Annotated in this window: 12 protein-coding genes and 1 pseudogene; 11 read left to right on the top strand and 2 right to left on the bottom strand. The window is 54.4% G+C overall.

From position 1 onward, the window contains the following. The first annotated feature begins 48 nt into the window (after window positions 1-48). The 4 genes and pseudogenes from BV494_RS22750 to BV494_RS22735 all read left to right on the top strand — a co-directional run bounded on the left by BV494_RS22750 (window position 49) and on the right by BV494_RS22735 (window position 13,502). Complete coding sequence (locus BV494_RS22750; RefSeq protein ID WP_104925074.1) at window positions 49-1,749, top strand: ShlB/FhaC/HecB family hemolysin secretion/activation protein; 1,701 nt, start codon at window positions 49-51, stop codon at window positions 1,747-1,749. A 20-nt stretch (window positions 1,750-1,769) separates the two neighbouring features. Beyond that, window positions 1,770-12,131: a hemagglutinin repeat-containing protein gene (locus tag BV494_RS22745; protein ID WP_192938191.1), complete on the top strand. Its 10,362-nt coding sequence runs from the start codon at window positions 1,770-1,772 to the stop codon at window positions 12,129-12,131. After that, a pseudogene (locus BV494_RS26460) lies at window positions 12,125-13,119 on the top strand (polymorphic toxin type 28 domain-containing protein); the annotation flags it as partial. The gene BV494_RS22745 and the pseudogene BV494_RS26460, both read left to right, overlap by 7 nt. Next, window positions 13,116-13,502 carry a contact-dependent growth inhibition system immunity protein gene (locus tag BV494_RS22735; protein WP_104925073.1) on the top strand — a complete coding sequence of 129 codons (387 nt, stop codon included), beginning with the start codon at window positions 13,116-13,118 and terminating at the stop codon, window positions 13,500-13,502. The pseudogene BV494_RS26460 and the gene BV494_RS22735, both read left to right, overlap by 4 nt. A gap of 91 nt (window positions 13,503-13,593) precedes the next feature. On the opposite strand, the gene BV494_RS25940 is transcribed toward BV494_RS22735, so the two are convergent. Beyond that, the gene (locus BV494_RS25940; protein WP_192938190.1) at window positions 13,594-13,755 is read right to left on the bottom strand and encodes a hypothetical protein; all 162 of its coding nucleotides are present in this window, start codon (window positions 13,753-13,755) and stop codon (window positions 13,594-13,596) included. Window positions 13,756-13,793: 38 nt separating this feature from the next. Between BV494_RS25940 and BV494_RS26165 the strand changes: the two genes are divergently transcribed. The 7 genes from BV494_RS26165 (at window position 13,794) to BV494_RS22705 (ending at window position 17,130) form a co-directional block, all read left to right on the top strand. Next, window positions 13,794-14,057: a hypothetical protein gene (locus BV494_RS26165; RefSeq protein WP_226790099.1), complete on the top strand. Its 264-nt coding sequence runs from the start codon at window positions 13,794-13,796 to the stop codon at window positions 14,055-14,057. Further along, complete coding sequence (locus BV494_RS26325; protein WP_369694504.1) at window positions 14,054-14,287, top strand: VENN motif pre-toxin domain-containing protein; 234 nt, start codon at window positions 14,054-14,056, stop codon at window positions 14,285-14,287. Before BV494_RS26165 ends, BV494_RS26325 begins: the two co-directional genes overlap by 4 nt. A gap of 9 nt (window positions 14,288-14,296) precedes the next feature. Continuing rightward, window positions 14,297-14,503: a hypothetical protein gene (locus BV494_RS22725; protein WP_104925072.1), complete on the top strand. Its 207-nt coding sequence runs from the start codon at window positions 14,297-14,299 to the stop codon at window positions 14,501-14,503. A 66-nt stretch (window positions 14,504-14,569) separates the two neighbouring features. Beyond that, window positions 14,570-15,058 carry a hypothetical protein gene (locus BV494_RS22720; protein ID WP_104925071.1) on the top strand — a complete coding sequence of 163 codons (489 nt, stop codon included), beginning with the start codon at window positions 14,570-14,572 and terminating at the stop codon, window positions 15,056-15,058. A 16-nt stretch (window positions 15,059-15,074) separates the two neighbouring features. Further along, a complete protein-coding gene (locus BV494_RS25935; RefSeq protein ID WP_192938189.1) occupies window positions 15,075-15,851 on the top strand; it encodes a VENN motif pre-toxin domain-containing protein in 777 nt (258 codons plus the stop codon). 12 nt (window positions 15,852-15,863) lie between these two features. Further along, window positions 15,864-16,493 (top strand): SMI1/KNR4 family protein, encoded by a 630-nt coding sequence (locus BV494_RS22710; protein ID WP_226790098.1) that lies wholly within the window; start codon window positions 15,864-15,866, stop codon window positions 16,491-16,493. A gap of 208 nt (window positions 16,494-16,701) precedes the next feature. Next, a complete protein-coding gene (locus BV494_RS22705) occupies window positions 16,702-17,130 on the top strand; it encodes a hypothetical protein (RefSeq protein WP_104925070.1) in 429 nt (142 codons plus the stop codon). Here the strand turns inward: BV494_RS22705 and BV494_RS22700 are convergent. Next, window positions 17,127-17,675, bottom strand: coding sequence for an RNA 2'-phosphotransferase (locus BV494_RS22700; RefSeq protein ID WP_104925069.1), 549 nt, complete (start codon window positions 17,673-17,675; stop codon window positions 17,127-17,129). The genes BV494_RS22705 and BV494_RS22700 overlap by 4 nt on opposite strands. Between the last annotated feature and the right edge of the window lie 455 nt (window positions 17,676-18,130).

Below are 18,130 nucleotides of genomic sequence, written 5' to 3'. Positions count from 1 at the left end.
TTTTGAGGCGGGCAGTTAAGCTGTGATGATCAGGAAACTTGCCCGGATATGGAAATCATAAGTCTTGTTACTCTTTTTCGACGTTCCGGACGCCGGAATATCAGTCTTTTAGCGGCGCTAACGTTACTGATCCCCTTTGCGACAAACGCTGCATCACTCAGCCCCGCCGACCGCGACAGTATCGAGCAACAGCAGCGGCAACTTCTTCAGCAGAACCAGCAGCAGCGTCAGGAACTGGAGCGCAGTACGCCAGTCACGCCCGCACCGCCAATATCACCCCAGCCCGGTGGCCCGTGTTTTGAAATCCATTCCATCACGCTTCTCGGCGCAGACCATCTGCCCGCCCGGGCGCAGCAAAAACTGATTCAGCCTTATCTGCAAAAATGCCTCGGCATTGGCCAGATTAATACGCTGGTGAAACAGGTTTCCGACTGGTACATCGGGCAGGGCTTTATCACCAGCCGTGCGTTTCTGACCGAACAGGATTTGTCGTCCGGCACGCTAAGCCTGACGGTGATGGAAGGCAAACTTGAAGCCATCAAAATGGAAAATCAGCGCGGTGCGATGCTGACAATGGCGTTTCCGGGTCTTACGGGTAAAATTCTGAACCTGCGCGATATCGAGCAGGGGATGGAGCAGATAAACCGGTTGCGCAAAACGCCGGTGCAGATCGAAATCCAGCCGGGCACTCAGCCGGGTTATTCCGTTGTCAACCTGACGTCCACGCCGGAGTTTCCGCTTCAGGCCAGCATCGGTTTTGATAACTCGGGGCAAAAAAGTACCGGTACCGGGCAGCTTAACGGCTCGGTGACCGGTAATAACCTGCTCGGTCTGGCCGACCAGTGGTTTGTCAGCACCGCGCGCAGCTCGGACTGGGCGAGCGATCACGACGCCAAAAGCGTGCAGGCCGGCGTCAGTCTGCCTTACGGGTACTGGTTATTCGATTACAACTACAGCTACAGCGATTATCTCAGCACGATTGAATCACAGGGATATCTCTGGCGTTCAAGCGGCGACAGCCAGTCACACCGTTTTACGCTCTCACGCGTCCTGTTCCGAAATGGCGAAATGAAAACTGCCGCCAGCGTCGGACTCACCCACCGGCTCAACCGCAATTACCTCAACGATGCGCCGCTGGAAAGCAGCACGCGCAGCCTGACCAGCTGGACCGCAGGTATCAACCACAGCCAGAAACTCTGGGGCGGATACGCCACGCTGAACCCTGCCTTCAGCCACGGCGTGCCGTGGTTTGGGGGAGAAAGTGACGGGGGAAAATCTCCTGATGCGCCGCGTGCTGAATTTTCAAAATGGACGCTCTCTTCCAGTTACTACCGCCCGGTGACGCAACGTATCACCTGGCTGACCAGCGCCTACGGGCAGTGGGGCGACGACCGTCTCTACGGCAGCGAACGTCTGACGATTGGCGGTGAAAGCTCGGTTCGCGGTTTCAAAGAACAGTACCTCTCCGGCGATAACGGCGGCTACTGGCGAAATGAACTCGACGCTCAGCTGTTCACGTTACCGGGGCTGGGGCAAATCAGCAGTATCACGGCGCTCGACGGCGGATACCTGCAACACAGCAATCACGATTCGGCCGCGGCCGGCACCTTATGGGGCGCAGCGGTCGGACTTGCCAGTACTAATGCACATTTCTCCAGCCAGTTTACCGTTGGCTGGCCGCTGCGCTATCCGGATTCATTGTCGCCGGACCGCGTCACGGTCTACTACCGTATCGGCTTTGCACTGTAAAGATGAGAAGGAATTCGGGGATGAAAGCGTTGAAAGAACAACCTGTTGCGTTATGGCGTAAGGCGCTGGCGTACGGACTGATGTGCTGGCTGGTCTGGCAGCCGGTGGTGCCCGCATTCGCGGCGGGCGTGACGGTGGCCGATGGTAACACCCGCACCGATCAGGCCGGGAACGGCGTGCCGGTGGTGAACATTGCCACCCCGAATCAGGCCGGGATTTCGCACAATAAATACACCGATTTTAACGTCGGCCAGCAGGGCCTCATCCTCAACAATGCCACCGGCAAACTTACGCAAACTCAGCTCGGCGGTCTGATCCAAAACAACCCCAATCTTACCGCAGGTCAGGAAGCAAAGGGCATCATTAACGAAGTGGTGTCATCGAACCCTTCGCAGCTTAATGGCTACATGGAAGTCGCCGGTAAAGCCGCGAACGTCATGGTGGCTAACCCGTACGGGATCACCTGTAACGGCTGCGGATTCCTCAATACCCCCAACGCCACGTTAACCACGGGCAAACCGGTGCTGGGGGCAGACGGTTCGCTGCAATCTCTCGATGTCACTCAGGGCGCGATCACGGTCGAAGGCCAGGGGCTGGACGCCCGCCAGAGCGACTCATTTTCGCTGATTTCCCGCGCTGCACAGATTAATGCCGGGTTGTATGCCAAAGACCTGAACGTCACTTTGGGGGCAAATCGTGTGGATGCGCAGGGCAATGCTACGCCGGTATCCGGCGCAGGCGTGCCGTCGGTGGCCATCGACACCGGTGCGCTGGGCGGCATGTACGCCAACCGTATTCATCTGGTCTCCAGCGACAAGGGCGTTGGGGTCAACCTCGGCAACCTGAACGCGTCCGTTGGCGATATGCAGATTGACGCCAGCGGGAAACTGACGCTGAACAATGCGACGGCCACCGGCAAACTGACGGCCAATGCACAGGAGATTGCCCTTAACGGCGCACAGCAGTCGGGCGGCGATATGACGCTCAACAGCCAGGGGCAACTGGCGGTGCAGGGCAGTCAGGTCACCAGCGGTGGGAATATGACGCTGGTCACGGGACAGCTGACGTCGGGGAGCGCGGCGAAGGTCTCTGCCGCCGGGAACGTCAGTGCGGCAGCAGGTAACGGCGGGCAATGGCAGGGCAGCCTGACGGCGGGTAAAGATCTCAGCCTCGGCGCGGGTGATCTGACTAATAACGGGCTGATCGCCGCCGGCGGTAACGCGAATCTCACCACGCAGCACCTGACCAACACCGGCACGCTGCAGGCGCAGACACAGACTCTTCAGGCCACGACGCTGGAGAACAGCGGTGCGATTCAGGCGAAAGGCACGCAGCAAATTCAGGCCGACAGCCTGCACAATAACGGCGCAATCGCCGCAGATGGCGCGTTGCAGCTGACGGCGAAGCAGGATCTGACGCAGGGCGCGAACGGTTCGGTGACGACCGGCGGTGCATTAGGGATCACCGCCGCACAGGCGAATATTGCCGGTCAGATCACCGGTAAACAGGGCAGCAGCCTGAATTTCGGTTCGCTCAGCACAACCGGCGACTCCGCCATCACCAGCGCGGGAAATCTTTCCCTGAATGCCGGTAATGCACAGCTGGGCGGATTGCTTTCCGGCGACAGTCAGCTGACCGGACATTTTGGTCAGTTGACCACCGCCGCCGGTTCGCAAATTCAGTCCGGCTTAGATGCTGATATTCAGGCCAGCGAAAGCGCCATGCTGGGCGGCAATCTGCGTGCCGGACAAAACCTGCAACTGGGCAGCGGTTCACTGAACTCGGCCAGCGGCGCGCAGGTTTATGCCACCGGGAATGTACAGGCCAGCGCCGGGAATAACGGGGTATGGAACGGTGGCCTGACGGCGGGGGGCGATCTGGCGCTGAATGCCGCCGGACTGACCAATAACGGGACGCTGGCGGCGTCAGGCAACACGGACGTTACCGCGCAAAAACTTAACAATAATGGCCTGATTCAGGCGCAGGGCAATCAGACCCTGCACGCCACCGGACTGAGCAACACGGGTAAAATTCAGTCCGGCGGCGAACAAAATATTACCGCGAACTCGCTCGACAGCCAGGGGCTTATCGGTTCGCAAAAGGCGCTGGGATTGCAGGTTGCAGAGCAGCTCGCCGTGGGAAAACAAGGTTCACTGTTTGCCGGTGACCGGCTGACTATCGGCGGCGGGCAGATGAACGTCGACGGCGCGCTGACCGGAAAAAATGGCCTGAATCTCAACGCAAATTCCCTGAACGCCGGACAAAACGCGCAGATCACCAGCCTCGGTGATATTCAGCTTACCGCCGGGCAGCAGGCACTGAACGGCCAGATTTCAACGACAGGCAATGTAGGTCTGAACGCCACGGATCTTTCCGTCGGCGCACCGGGCAGTATCCACAGCGACAAAGATGTATCCCTGACGGCAAGCCACGCTTCCACGATCAACGGTGCGCTGGACGGCAAAACGCTGGAGGCCAGCGGCGGCGCATTGCAGGTCACAAGCAGCGGTTCGCTGGCGTCTGCGGGAGATATGCAGTTATCCGCCAGGCAGCAGCAACTCGATGGCGTCACCCGTGCGGGCAACAATCTCGCCATCACCGCTGATCGCCTGAACGCCGCGCAGGGCGGTAAAACGTCCGCGCAGAACGACATCATGTCGAATATTGCACATGGCGGTCAGTGGTCGGGGAGTCTGATTGCCGGGCGCGACCTGAACTTCACCTCGGGTGATTACAACAACTCGGGCACGCTCGCCGCCAACCGCAACGGGCAGTTCAGTTTCAGCACCCTGAACAACAACGGTCTTTTGCAGTCACTGGGCACGCAGCAGCTTAACGGCGACACCTTCAACAACAACGGCACGGCGCAGTCCGGCGATGACCAGACCTTTACCCTGAATCAGCTGAACAACCAGGGGCTGGCCGGAACCCACGGCGATCTGGCGCTGAATGTCCGTGACAGTGTCGTGACCGGCGATTCCAGCACATTACTGGCTGACGGCAAACTGACGCTGAAAACCGCGCAGGCGGATCTGGGGGGCACGCTCACCGGTACGCAGGGCGCAGATCTCACGGCGGACCAACTGACCAGCCAGGCGGGTTCGGTGCAAACCAGTCAGGGCGATGTGAACCTCAGTGCGGGCAGCGCCAGCCTGAACGGTTTTCTTACCGCCAACGGCAACATGGCGCTGAACACGCAACAACTGACCACGGGCAACGACTCGCAAACGCAGGGCAAAAACGCGTTGGGGATCAGTGCGTCTGAAAGTGCAGATTTGGGCGGTAAACTGGTGACGCCGGGGGCGCTGACAATCAGCGCGGGAACCCTGACCAACACCGCCACGCTCGGCGCTGATCATGTCGATATCAGCGCGACGACGCTGACGAACAGCGGCGCGATCACCGCGGACGACGGCCTGCATCTTAATGCCGGAATCCTGCATCAGCAAGGCAGCCTGAGCGCGCAGAACCTGATGAACCTCGAAGGCAATACGCTGGACAATCAGGGCAGCATATCGGCGGGCGATCTGGGTATTCATGCCAAAACCAGTTTGACCAACCAGAGCAACGGGGTGATCTCGGCGGGTAACGGCCTGACTGTGACGTCACCGACGTTAACCAATAACGGTACGCTGGCGGCGAAAACCGTTGGCGTGAATGCCAGCGGTATCAGCAACACCGGTCTGGTACAGGGGAACGGGGATACCACGCTGACGTCCAGCACGCTGAATAACGGCGCGCAGGGACAGGTGATTTCAGGCGGCACGCTCACCGTCAATTCTGCCGGGACGCAAAATCAGGGCCGGTTGCAGGGCAGCCAGCTGAACCTGACCGGTAACACTCTGACCAACGGCGGGACAGCGCTGGGCACGAATGGCCTTAACGCACAGATGCAGGGTGATCTGACCAATACCGGCAGCCTGCTTTCCTCCGGCGATGCCACGGTGAACGCTGCGACGCTGGAGAACAGCGGCCAGCTGCTCAGTGATAAAAACGCGACAGTTACCGCTTCTCATGTCACCAATCAGGGGCAAATTCAGGGCGGTACGCTCGCCGTGACCGCCGGTTCGGCTGATAACGGCGGCAACCTGATTGGCCTGAAAAGCCTGACGGCTCAGCTCGGGCAAGATCTCACCAACGCCACGTCCGGCAAAATGCTGACGCAGGGCGCACTCACCGTCACGGCCGGGCACGTCACCAACAACGGCAACTGGCAGGCCGGAAGCGCGGATTTACACGCCAGTCAGTTAGATCTCAACGGTGCCATCCAGACTGCGACAAAAGTCAGTCTTAATCTGACCGGCGCACTGAATACCCAGGCACAGGGCAAAATTGTCTCCACCGGACTCGCCATTTTGCAGGCTGCCAGCCTTAATAATCAGGGCACCTGGTCGGCGGATAATCTCAGCCTGACAGGCGGATCGCTTACCAGCAACGGCGGGATCAGCGGCGTCAGCGCACTGGCGGCAACGCTCAGTGGTCAGCTACAGATTCAGCAGGGCGGGACATTACTCAGCGGCGGCACCAGTACGCTGAACGCCGGAAATATCACTAACAGCGGCAACATTCAGGCTAATAACCTGACGCTCACGACCAACAGTCTTTCGAACGGCGGGCAGCTACAGGGCCAGCAAAGCCTGCAGGGTACGGTACAAAACGGCATCACTAACCTCAGCGGCGGCACGCTGCGCAGCCAGGGAACGTTAGATTTAGGCGCGCAGTCGCTGCTCAATCAGGGGCAGTTGCAGGGCGACGGCACCAGCCATCTCACGCTTTCCGATAACCTGAATAATCAGGGTACCTTGCTGACCGGCGGCCGCCTGACGGTGTCGGCCCCCACGCTGACGAATACGGGTGTTTTGCAGGCGCAGGGGCTGACGATGTCCGGCGGAACGCTGAACAACAGCGGCACGCTGACCGGGCAGGGCGACAGTACGGTAAACGTGTCGCAGATGACCAATCAGGGGCAACTTCAGGGCGACCGTTTGCAACTGACCGGGAACGCCTTGCACAACACCGGCACCGTTCTGGGCAGCCAGACGCTGGGGCTGAACGTGCAAAACGCCGACAACCAGGCGGGCGGTAAACTCTACAGCGCCGGCAATCTGACGCTGGTGACACCGTCACTTAATCAGTCGGGCAGCCTGCTGGCACTGGGTGATATGACGCTGCAACTCGGCTCGGGCTTCACCCAGACAGGCCAGCTTGCGGCGGGGCAAAACCTGAATCTCAGTACGCAGGGCGATCTCAACGTGCTGGGCACTTTGCAGGGCAACGGCATTCAGCTCAGTTCTACGGGTAACTTCGTCAACAACGGCCAGCTGCGCGGCGGCAGCGGTACGGTGGGCGTGGAGGCGAACAACATCACACTCAATGGCAGCGGCAGCGTGCAGTCCGGCGGTGATATCCACCTCGCCAGTCGCGGCGTGCTGAACAACAGCGGTTTTGTCGGTGGCGCAGGCAACGTCGTGATGTCAGCCGCGGGTCAGCTGGGCAACAGCGCGCTGCTGTATGCCGGTAACAATATGCAACTGCTGGCCGACAGCATCCATAACAACTACGGCGACATTCTGGCGGGCAACAGCCTGTGGATGCAGCGGGATGCGGCGGGCAACTCCAACAGTGAAGTCGTCAATACCTCGGGGGATATCGAAACCACCAACGGTGATATCACCATCAATACCGGCCATCTGCTGAATCAGCGCGATGGGTTGAGTTCGTCGAGTTCGTATCAGGCCGCGGCAAATTCTCCAGCGACGCTGGGGCAGGCCACAATGAACATCAAACTCGGTGTTCTGGATGATGACGAAATCGGTGTGTATACAGCAACCGGTTTGCGGCATACGGGAGGAAGCAACGGTAAAGGTGATGGCGCTGAGGAAGAATATACCTACGTAGGTTTAGCCCCGACGAAAGAAGCATCAGACAGAAAATTCCTTGTTGGAAGCTCGACAGTGACTGCCAGTGCTAATGGCGGCGCAGGGCGCATAGCGTCAAACCGTGATCTGAATGTTTCAGTCGGAACTTTGGATAACATCGCCAGCAATATACTGGCTGGCGGTAATATCAGTCTCTCCGGAAATAATCTTAACAATCAGTCCTATGAAAACAGTATTGAGAATGAATACCTGACTTATCAGTACAAGGGTACTACAGGGACATTGCAAAAAGATGCGACGCTTATTCCTGACATCAGGAAAGGGAAAAAAAGAGGAGTCGACTACAGAACGGATCTTGGGGATCAGTTTACCTACAAACTGACGGAAGGACCGACTTACGAAACGATCACTACCGGAGAAGGCCTCCGCTCAGTCATTCAGGCGGGTGGCGCGGTCAACGCCAGCTTCAGCAACAACATCAGTAACACCACGACGACGGCGAACGCAGGTGGCTTATCACACGTCATCAGCGCGCCGGGGATAAGCGGACCATCAGGCCTGCAACAGGTCGGCGGTGTGCAGAGTCAGCAACTGGCGGCGGGTAAAAACCTGACTGTCGGATCTGTGCAGTGGACTGATTCCGTCAGCAATGCTTTGCAGCAAATCGGTAACCGGGGCGCGGCGCTGACCGATTACCCGCTGCCGACCGGCAATAATGGCCTGTTTGTGGCGAGTCAGGATCCGTCCAGCCCGTATCTGATCACCACAAATCCGCAGCTTGGCAGCATCGGTAAAACCGATCCGTCGCTGTTCAATGCCCTGAATGATTACCTTGCTCGCCCAACGTCTGCGGTATCCGCCGTCGGCAAACAGGCCACACCGGGCAGTACGGCGCTGACCTTTGCGTCTCTTTCCGGCACGCCGGTGGCAGGCAAAGTCGTCAACCCGGCCGTTCAGCCCGGCACACCCTCCAGTCCGCGTATTGAAACAGCACCCGTCTATACCGACGAGAGCAAATTCATCGGTTCGGCCTACTTTATGGACCGGCTGAAACTGACGCCGGATTACGACTACAAATTCCTCGGCGATGCGGCGTTTGATACCCGCTACGTCAGTAATGCGGTGCTCAGCCAGACCGGTAACCGCTACGTCGGCGGCACCGGTTCTGACCTGGCGCAGATGCAGTATCTGATCGACAACGCGGCCGACCAGCAGGCCGGTCTTGGCCTGCAACTGGGCGTTAGTTTGTCGTCTGAACAGGTCGCGGCGCTGACCAAAAGTATCGTCTGGTGGGAAAAAACCACCGTCAACGGCCAGACCGTTCTTGCGCCAAAACTGTATCTTTCCGCCAATGACATGAATGCCGTCACCGGCAGCGTGATTTCCGGGAATACCGTCAATCTCGACGCGGGTCATATCGTCAACGCCGGCAGCACGCTTCAGGCGCAAACGCAGCTGGCCGCGAAAAGCAACAGCTCACTGGATAACCTGAATGCGGGGCTGATTGCATCGAATGGCAGCCTGCAACTGAGCGCGCTGGGGGATATCAATAACATCGGTTCCTCGATTGCCGGACAAACTGTCGCACTGGCTTCGGTCAGCGGCGACATCAATAACGTCACGCAGGCACAGCAGTGGAACGCTGCGCCAGCCACCAGCAAAAGCAAAACGGCGCAGCTAACGTTCAGTGATACCCAGACCGGTGATGTCGCCAGCATTTCGGCCACCGGCGGGCTGGCGCTGACGGCCGGTAACAGCATCAACAACACCGGCGCCAGACTCAGCGCCGGGAGTGATTTGCAGCTGATCGCACTCAACGATATCAACATCACCGGCAATGCGCTGAGCACCAGCAAATCGACGGCGAAAACGAGCGCGCAGACCACCGGCAGCCAGGCCAGTGAAGTCAGCGCGGGCGGCAGTTTGCAGGCCAGTGCCGGTAACAACCTGACGGTCGCAGGCAGTGCCGTGACAGCTAAAGGCGACACCACGCTGGCGGCGGTGAATGACATCAATCTGGACGCGATGGACAAAAGCAGCCATCAGACCAGCGGTAAAAACCGGACCGATGATAACAACGCCACCCGCACGGTCGTGAGCAGCGGCGGTGACCTGGCGCTCAGCGCAGGCCGGGATCTGAACTCGCAGGCGGCGCAACTGACCGCCGACCTTAACGCCTCGCTCAGCGCGGGTCGCGACGTCAACCTGAACGCCCAACAGACCAGCACCTACAGCGAAACCAACGGCAATAAAAGCGTGAGTATCCGTGAAAATGTCGGGCAGGAAGGGACGACGGTGGTGAGCGGCGGGGGTACACAAATTAAAGCGGGTCAGGATGTTAATGCTCACGCCGCAAGTGTCACTGCGAAGCAGGACATCTCAGTCAATGCCGGCCGTGATGTCAATCTTGATACTGCCACAGAGAGCAATTACGCCTACGACGAGAAGACGAAAACCAAGAAACACCTGTTATCAAGTACCACGACACACACCATTAGTGAAGACAGTTCCAGTCAGGAAAAAGGGTCGTTACTGAGCGGCGATAATGTGGCTGTTACGGCAGGTAATAATCTGCTGGTAAAAGGTTCATCGGTAGTCGGTGATGGCAATGTGGCTCTGAATGCAGGGAAAAATGTCGATATCGTCGCGGCTACAAATACAGAATCCAGCTGGCGGCTGAGTGAAACGAAAAAAAGTGGCCTTATGGGGACGGGTGGCCTCGGTATCACGCTTGGAACGTCCAAAACACGCCATGAGCTGAAAGAACAGGGAGCGACGCAGAGTCAGAGCGTCAGTACCGTGGGGAGTACAGCAGGTAATCTGAGCATTACCGCCGGAAGCCAGGCACATATCAGCGGCGCAGACCTGGTTGCTGCAAAAGACATGTCATTGACCGGTGACAGCGTGGTGATTGATCCCGGCCACGATAGACGCAGCAGCGATGAAAAATTTGAACAGAAATCAACGGGTCTGACGCTTGCTCTTTCCGGGGCTGTTGCCGATGCGGTGAACTCCGCTATTGCAGCAACACAGAGTGCGAAGCAGGAAAGTGATGGCCGCCTGGCAGCGTTGCAGGCGACCAAGGCAGCGCTGTCCGGTGCTCAGGCCATGCTGGCGAAACAGCAGGCTAATGTCAGCGCAGACCCCAATAACGGCGTGGGTATCAGCATCTCGCTGACGTCGCAGCAGTCAAAATCATCGCAACATCAGCAGAGTGATACCGTCAATGGGTCCACGCTGAATGCGGGAGACAATTTATCGATTACGGCGACAGGTAAAGGCTCCGATACGCATAGCGGCGATATTGCAATTGGCGGCAGCCAGTTAAAAGCCGGCGGCAATACGTCGCTCAATGCCGCCAACGACATTTTACTTACCGGCGCGGCCACCACGCAGGAAACGACAGGTAAAAATAGCAGCAGCGGCGGCGGTGTCGGGCTGAGTTTCGGGGTAGGCAGTGGGAGTGCAGGTCTGAGTATTTTTGCCAGCGTCAATGGTGCCAAAGGCAATGATAAAGGCAATGGCACGAGTTGGTCTGAAACGACGCTGGACAGTGGCGGCGATGTCACCCTTAACAGCGGACGCGATACCACCTTGTCGGGGGCGCAGGTGAACGGCGATAAGGTCACAGTTGACGCTGGCCGTGACCTGACCATTACCAGCCTGCAAGACAGTGACGATTATAAATCGAAACAAACCAGTTTCGGTGCGGGTGGCAGTTTCACTTTTGGTTCCATGAGCGGTTCCGGCTATATCAATGTTAGCCAGGATAAAATGAACAGTACTTACGACAGCGTCGCAGAGCAGAGTGGCATTTATGCGGGTAAGGGCGGATTTGATATCAATGTGGGCAATCATACCCAGCTGAATGGTGGTGTGATTGCGAGTCAGGGAACGGCAGATAAAAATCTGCTGGATACGGGTACGCTCGGGTTCAGCGATATCGGCAATGAGGCCGATTATAAAGTCAGTCATAGCGGGATAAGCCTGAGCGCTGGCAACGGCGCCAGCATGGTGAGTAATGCTATCTCGAATGTCGGCAATGTACTGGCAGGGCTCAACGGTAAAGGGCATGCGGAAGGCACCACGCAATCGGCTGTCGCTAATGGCACCATTGTTATTCGCGATGCGGCTAATCAGCAGCAGAGTGTGGCTGATTTAAGCCGCGACACTGACCACGCCAATGGCAGCATCAGCCCGATTTTCGACAAAGAGAAAGAGCAGAAGCGCCTGCAGGCCAGCCAGTTGGTGGGTGAAATTGCGGGTCAGATGACGGATATCGTCAACACCTACGGCGATATCAAGGCGCTGGAGGCTCTGGGTGGTGTACCTGAAGGGATGTCCACGGAGGAGAGGGAACAATATCTTAATACACTGCGTAACAGTGATGCCTATCAGGACGAAATTAAAAACTACGGTATTGGTAGTGACAACCAGATGGTTGTGCAGGCACTCAGTGGCGTATTGCAGGGATTGTCAGCGGAAATATCTCCGGGGCGGTAGCGGGGGGTATCAGCCCGCTCATCGCGCGTGAAATTAAAAGCCAGACGATGAACGCAGATGGTTCGACCAATGTTGCCGCAAATGCGATGGCCCACGCAGTATGGGGTGCCGTGGCCGCGCAAATGTCCGGTGGCAACGCCGCCGCGGGCGCAGCCGGGGCGTTCAGTGGAGAACTGGCAGCACGATACATTGCAGTATATTACTACCATGCGGCCACTCAGGCGGATATCGATAAACTCACGCAAAGAGATCGGCAGGAAATAAGCTTACTGAGTACGCTTGCTGCGGGTGTTGCCGGGGCTACAGCGGGCAATAATCTGTCTTCAGCAACCACGGGGGCGCAGGCGGGTAAGAATGCGGTTGAGAATAATGCGCTGGCATTAGGCGGCACTGCATCTGCACTGAATGCAGCAATCTCTGGTGCAATTGGAAATGGAAGCCAGCAACAACAGGATACTAAAGAAGATCAAGGCGCGGGATATACTTGTGAAGGAACCCGTGAACAATGTGCAGTTCGCGATCCTAACCGTGGACCGGGAAGGGTATTAAATGATGATGGTTCAGGTGCGGAAAGTCAGCCAAATTTAGGCAATGATCTAACGAGTGCAGAGAAGGCCGAGCTGGGTGGAGCGGGTTCAGGAACCCCCCCTCTCCAGAAAATGATCCTAACAGTAAAGATGGAAAACCTGTAGAAAAGCTTAATCAGAAACAAGAAAGTTCTATCAAGAAGATTGATAATACTATAAAAAATGCTTTGAAAGACCATGATATAACAGGAACTCTTAAGGACATGGATGGTAACCCGGTACCAAAAGAAAATGGTGGGTATTGGGACCATATGCAAGAAATGCAAAATACTCTTAGAGGCCTAAGAAACCATGCGGATACATTGAAAAATGTGAATAATCCCGAGGCCCAGGCTGCATACGGCAGAGCAACCGATGCAATTAATAAAATAGAATCAGCCTTGAAAGGACATGGAATATGATTACCTTCCGTAAATTAATAGGAAACATCAACATATTGAAGGAACCGAGCCAACAATCTCCGCTTGAAATATGGTTTGAAAGTATTATCGACCTACCAATAGAAGAGTTGGCAGTAGAAGATCTTTGTCGTGCCATCCGACAAAAGTTGTGTGTTGATAAGTTGATGCCGAGAGTGCTGGATGTTCTTACAGAGGATCCGTTGGCTGGAGAATATTATGATGGTGAACTCATAGCTTCGCTATCGACGATAAAAGAAGAAGATTTGAAAGATCAGCTAATTAGCTTTGCACAAATAAAGCACCTTATAAATCAGCTAGATTTCTCAAATATTAACGATGATTTAAGAAAAGATATATTAAAAATCAATAAAATAGGAGCATAACGAATCCTGAACCATGTTGTTGGGTTTTTTTGCCCGTTCGGGGATCACCAGATACAGGCTGCTTTTGAATTGAAAAAGCCTCCAGCCGCTTTCAGAAAGTTTGCTGAATGAGCGTTTCGAGACCGAAAGGCTCGAAGACCGAAATGAGAGTACCGCGAAGCGGCGGCGTTTGCGGCAATAACGGCGGCACCTGAAACATAGCCAGCGAGGGATAGCGCGCAGTTAAAAAACGCAGGATTATTAAGGAGCGCATTTACGCTCCTTAACCCGGTGTGGGCCGGTGCCACGACCTTGACCTGTGCGATACCCGGCCTTGGTCGGGGTTACTACGGTTACGCCCGAAATCCTTCCACTTCGTCCCGCCGCCGCAACCGGATCACTCCGAGTGCGGCGGTGATCTCCAGTTGTTCCGCATTGCAGGGCAGTTCTGTTGCGGGCGGAGTGGTGGGCGCTGCGACCAGAGAACTGGCTGCGCAGCTGATTGCGAAAGAGCTGTATCCGGGAGTAAAACCGGAAAACCTGACGAATGAGAAAAAGCGAATGTCAGCGCACTGAGCACGCTGGCCGCCGGGCTAGCGGGGGGCGTAGCCGGGAATTCCTCGCTTGCTGCGGGGGCGCAGGCCGGGAAGGTGGCTGTTGAGAATAATTCGCTGGCATTAGGCGGCACTCCAGTACAGCGGATTGGGATGAACCATCAGGTACTGTTGTCATCCGTAATCCTAAGTCAGCAGATAGTGGGACGGCGTTTAGGCCCACGAATGGCAGAGCGTACTACGATAATTTAGGGTGATTTTATGGAATTAGTGAATCTTGAAGGGCGTAGTGCTGTCGTGATATTAAATGAATCTGAATTGTTGGTATTGAATGCCGCGCTTAACGAGATCTGTAATGGTATTGATGTTCAGGAATTTGATACTCGAATAGGTTCTTCTAAAGAGTGTGTAGCAGGCCTGTTAGGGGAAGTTGGCAGAGTGTTAGACCAAATAGAATCATTTAACTAAAGTAATATCCCGGCAAGGTCGCCGGGATTTTTTTATCTGTCACTCAGCCAAAGTGCGGATCACCAGTTGCCCGCGTTCAATCGCGATCGTTACCGCCGTATCCGTCCCAAATCGGCTGTCGCTAACGGCACCATTGTTATTCGCGATAAGGCTAACCAGCAGCAAAGTGTGGCTGATTTAAGCCGTGACACTGACCACGCCAATGGCAGCATCAACCCGATTTTCGACAAAGAGAAAGAGCAGAAGCGCCTGCAGGCCAGCCAGTTGGTGGGTGAAATTGCGGGTCAGATGACGGATATCGTCAACACCTACGGCGATATCAAGGCGCTGGAGGCTCTGGGTGGTGTACCTGAAGGGATGTCCACGGAGGAGAGGGAACAATATCTTAATACACTGCGTAACAGTGATGCCTATCAGGACGAAATTAAAAACTACGGTATTGGTAGTGACAACCAGATGGTTGTGCAGGCACTCAGTGGCGTATTGCAGGGGATTGTCAGCGGAAATATCTCCGGGGCGGTAGCGGGGGGGTATCAGCCCGCTCATCGCGCGTGAAATTAAAAGCCGGACGATGAACGCAGATGGGTCGACCAATGTTGCCGCAAATGCGATGGCCCACGCAGTATGGGGTGCCGTGGCCGCACAAATGTCCGGAGGCAACGCCGCTGCGGGCGCAGCCGGGGCGTTCAGTGGAGAACTGGCAGCACGATACATTGCAGAATATTACTACCATGCGGCCACTCAGGCGGATATCGATAAACTCACGCAAAGAGATCGGCAGGAAATAAGCTTACTGAGTACGCTTGCTGCGGGTGTTGCCGGGGCTACAGCGGGCAATAATCTGTCTTCAGCAACCACGGGGGCGCAGGCGGGTAAGAATGCGGTTGAGAATAATATGTTTGGTTTGCATCATGAGGAAACGGAACAGGAAAAAGAATGGTTGGGTGAGTATGATGCGGATCATCCGGTTCATCCTGTAAGAATTACACCTCCTGATATGATGGGGGTTGGTATCAGTGGCTCTTCTATTAAGATAATATCTGTTGATAAAGGTAAGTATCCTGAATCAGCTCAGCATATTGAAGATGCACAGAATGCAGGACAACCTACAGTACTGACAATTGATCGCGGTGGAGCCTCTATGAGGAGGAAAGAATCTTTAAAAGATACCCCTACGGTACCTGGATTAGATAGGGATGAGTATCCTCCAGCTATGTTCGAACAAGGGGGAGGAGGTGCTTCAGTGCGACCAATTAATCCTTCTAATAACCGGGGGGCTGGAGCCTGCATTGGTGCACAATGCCGAAATTTACCTGATGGTACATCTGTGATTATAAAGACAAAGTGAGGAGTATTGATCATGCTATCCGCAAAGCAAAAACTTTTATCCATTTGCAGTGGTGATTTATCCTCAATTAAGGGGAATAAGGATTTGTTGCCAGCCAGTGAATCACCTTTATTTGCTGAGTTAATTGACTTCCTGGAGGATAAGAATGGAGCTTATGCATTTGAGTCAGCACTACATATCTACCCTTATGAGACTGTTGAAGATGATATAGGTTTAGCAGAATGGAATGACCGTGCATTGTGGATAGATTCATATGATGGCATGGCCGACGGTTCAATATATTTTGCTGAAGATATATTTGGTAATCAGTTTTGTATTAAAGATGACGGGATATATACCTTCGACCCTGAAATCGGTGAGTTTGACAAGCTTGCCGGAAATATAAATGAATGGTGCGGAATGATTTTGAAAAATTATAATTTCTTAACTGGCTATTCAATAGCTCATTCTTGGCAAAAAGAAAAAGGGCAAATCCCTGTGGGATATCGACTTGTCCCAAAAATCCCATTTGTTGCAGGAGGAGTGTATGAGATTGAGAATCTTTATCTTGAAAAATCATATATTGCTATGAAAACAAGAGCTAACCTTGCCAGGCAGATAAAGGATGTGCCTGATGGAGGGAGTATTCAATTCAATTTGTAAATTTAAAATAGAGCATATCTTTAATTCTGCTGAACTGCTATTGGATTTGGTAACACATTGATGTCAGATATTCAAGAGGAGAGAGGGTGGCAGAAGTTTGAAACCTGGGGTGAGGCAATAACTTGTCGTATGAATAACGGTCAGGAGTTTTTCCCTACTTATAATCCTTACGATTATAAAGGACCATCACGTATTTCTGAAGGTGCTAATGAAGCCTTTTTTGTACGACCTTCCAATTTTACCCAATAGTTTTGAATTTCCTGTTGACTATTTAGATGTGGTTTTAGCTGAAGAGTTTTTAGATATAGAGCCTTGGCGGCTTCTATCGAAAGATATGGCGACACCTCTTTTTTATTACAGCTCGATGCTTTTGAAGTTTTCGGAGGCTGCCCTGGTTCCCTTTGCAATTATTCAAGATGAGTCAGGGCTGTATAATGATGGCTGGGTTGTTCTTGCTTGTTTTGATGGGGGAGGCAAGGAAGGCACTACGGGTGTCCGGATTTATGATTATTCAAAACCGAAGTTAAGTCCTTGGGATAATTTGTCTTATTCTGGTTTCTCTGAATGGTTCAGTGCTGCCAAAGAAGAGTCCTCCCGCTATAAAGCCGAGCAAGTCGAAGACAAAGACAAAGGCTAATCCTGATATATGAAAAAATTGGGGACATGACGGGTTAACCATACATCATTTTCAGCCCGAAAAAACGTGAATCCCTGTTGGTACATTCGCAGGGATTCAATCTTCAGAACTACTGGTTTACCGTAGCGTAGCCCAACGGCGATAGCCGTCTGAGTCTCCTGCGAAAGATGCACATAGTGACGTGAACCGGCAATCAATCCTTGCTGAAGAATAGATTCAAGAAAGCGTGTTGCCGTGCCGTGGTAGAGGAATTCTGGTGGTTTTTTCTCTATGTGTTGGAGGTCTACGTCTGGAGTTGAATGCCCCTGAGCGGCACGAATATGCTGGCCATCCTCGGAGAGAGTAAAACGTTTCTTATCACTGCTATTTACAACTGTCTGGATTATCGCCTGATCAAGTATGCGACCTTCTTTCGCCGCGCCGATAATCAAGGAGTTGATATCTGCCCAGCCTTCTGTATCAAGTTGCAATCCTATAGCGGCAGGTTTATGTCGTAAAATATAACTTAGAAATTTACTCGTTTCGCTGAGTGTATTGTTGTCCATGATTGCCCTAAATAAGTTTGACGTGAGGCGATGCCTGAGATGTTAGCACACCAAAAACACGTTTATGCCAAAACGATCCAGTCCATAACTCAACTGAACTCCAGCATCCCAATTACCCCTTCCAACATCACTGGCTGAGTTTGAAATCCTGCTGAAGTGATCGTGTCGGAGACCATAGGCTACGGGTGAAGGAAGCACGAAGTGTCGGGATTTGCGCCACCCACTTGTGCGACATGTCCGTCGTCCCGGCGATAGCGCGCAGTTAAAAACGCAGGATTGTTAAGGATAGCGTTTATGCCCCTTAACCCGGTGTGGGCCGGTGCCCACGATCTTGGCCTGAACGGCCAACGGCTGAAGAGATTAACCAGCGTATAGCTGCCTTTTTCCGCGTAACCGCTACGTCGGCGGCACCGGTTCTGACCTGGCGCTGACCAAAAGTATCGTCTGGTGGGAAA

The sequence above is a fragment of the Rahnella sikkimica genome, assembly GCF_002951615.1.
In the GTDB taxonomy this organism is placed as follows: domain Bacteria; phylum Pseudomonadota; class Gammaproteobacteria; order Enterobacterales; family Enterobacteriaceae; genus Rahnella; species Rahnella sikkimica.
The sequence above is the reverse complement of the archived record's forward strand: the minus strand, read 5'-3'. Positions and strand labels throughout refer to the sequence as shown.

What these genes read in the sequence shown, in the direction of transcription:
- BV494_RS25940 (WP_192938190.1), bottom strand. Translation starts at nt 13,755, where the DNA reads ATGCGCTCCTTAATAATCCTGCGTTTTTTAACTGCGCGCTATCCCTCG.
- BV494_RS22705 (WP_104925070.1), top strand. Translation starts at nt 16,702, where the DNA reads ATGAAGCCTTTTTTGTACGACCTTCCAATTTTACCCAATAGTTTTGAA.
- BV494_RS22725 (WP_104925072.1), top strand. Translation starts at nt 14,297, where the DNA reads ATGGAATTAGTGAATCTTGAAGGGCGTAGTGCTGTCGTGATATTAAAT.
- BV494_RS22750 (WP_104925074.1), top strand. Translation starts at nt 49, where the DNA reads ATGGAAATCATAAGTCTTGTTACTCTTTTTCGACGTTCCGGACGCCGG.
- BV494_RS22700 (WP_104925069.1), bottom strand. Translation starts at nt 17,675, where the DNA reads ATGGACAACAATACACTCAGCGAAACGAGTAAATTTCTAAGTTATATT.
- BV494_RS22735 (WP_104925073.1), top strand. Translation starts at nt 13,116, where the DNA reads ATGATTACCTTCCGTAAATTAATAGGAAACATCAACATATTGAAGGAA.
- BV494_RS25935 (WP_192938189.1), top strand. Translation starts at nt 15,075, where the DNA reads ATGAACGCAGATGGGTCGACCAATGTTGCCGCAAATGCGATGGCCCAC.
- BV494_RS22710 (WP_226790098.1), top strand. Translation starts at nt 15,864, where the DNA reads ATGCTATCCGCAAAGCAAAAACTTTTATCCATTTGCAGTGGTGATTTA.
- BV494_RS22745 (WP_192938191.1), top strand. Translation starts at nt 1,770, where the DNA reads ATGAAAGCGTTGAAAGAACAACCTGTTGCGTTATGGCGTAAGGCGCTG.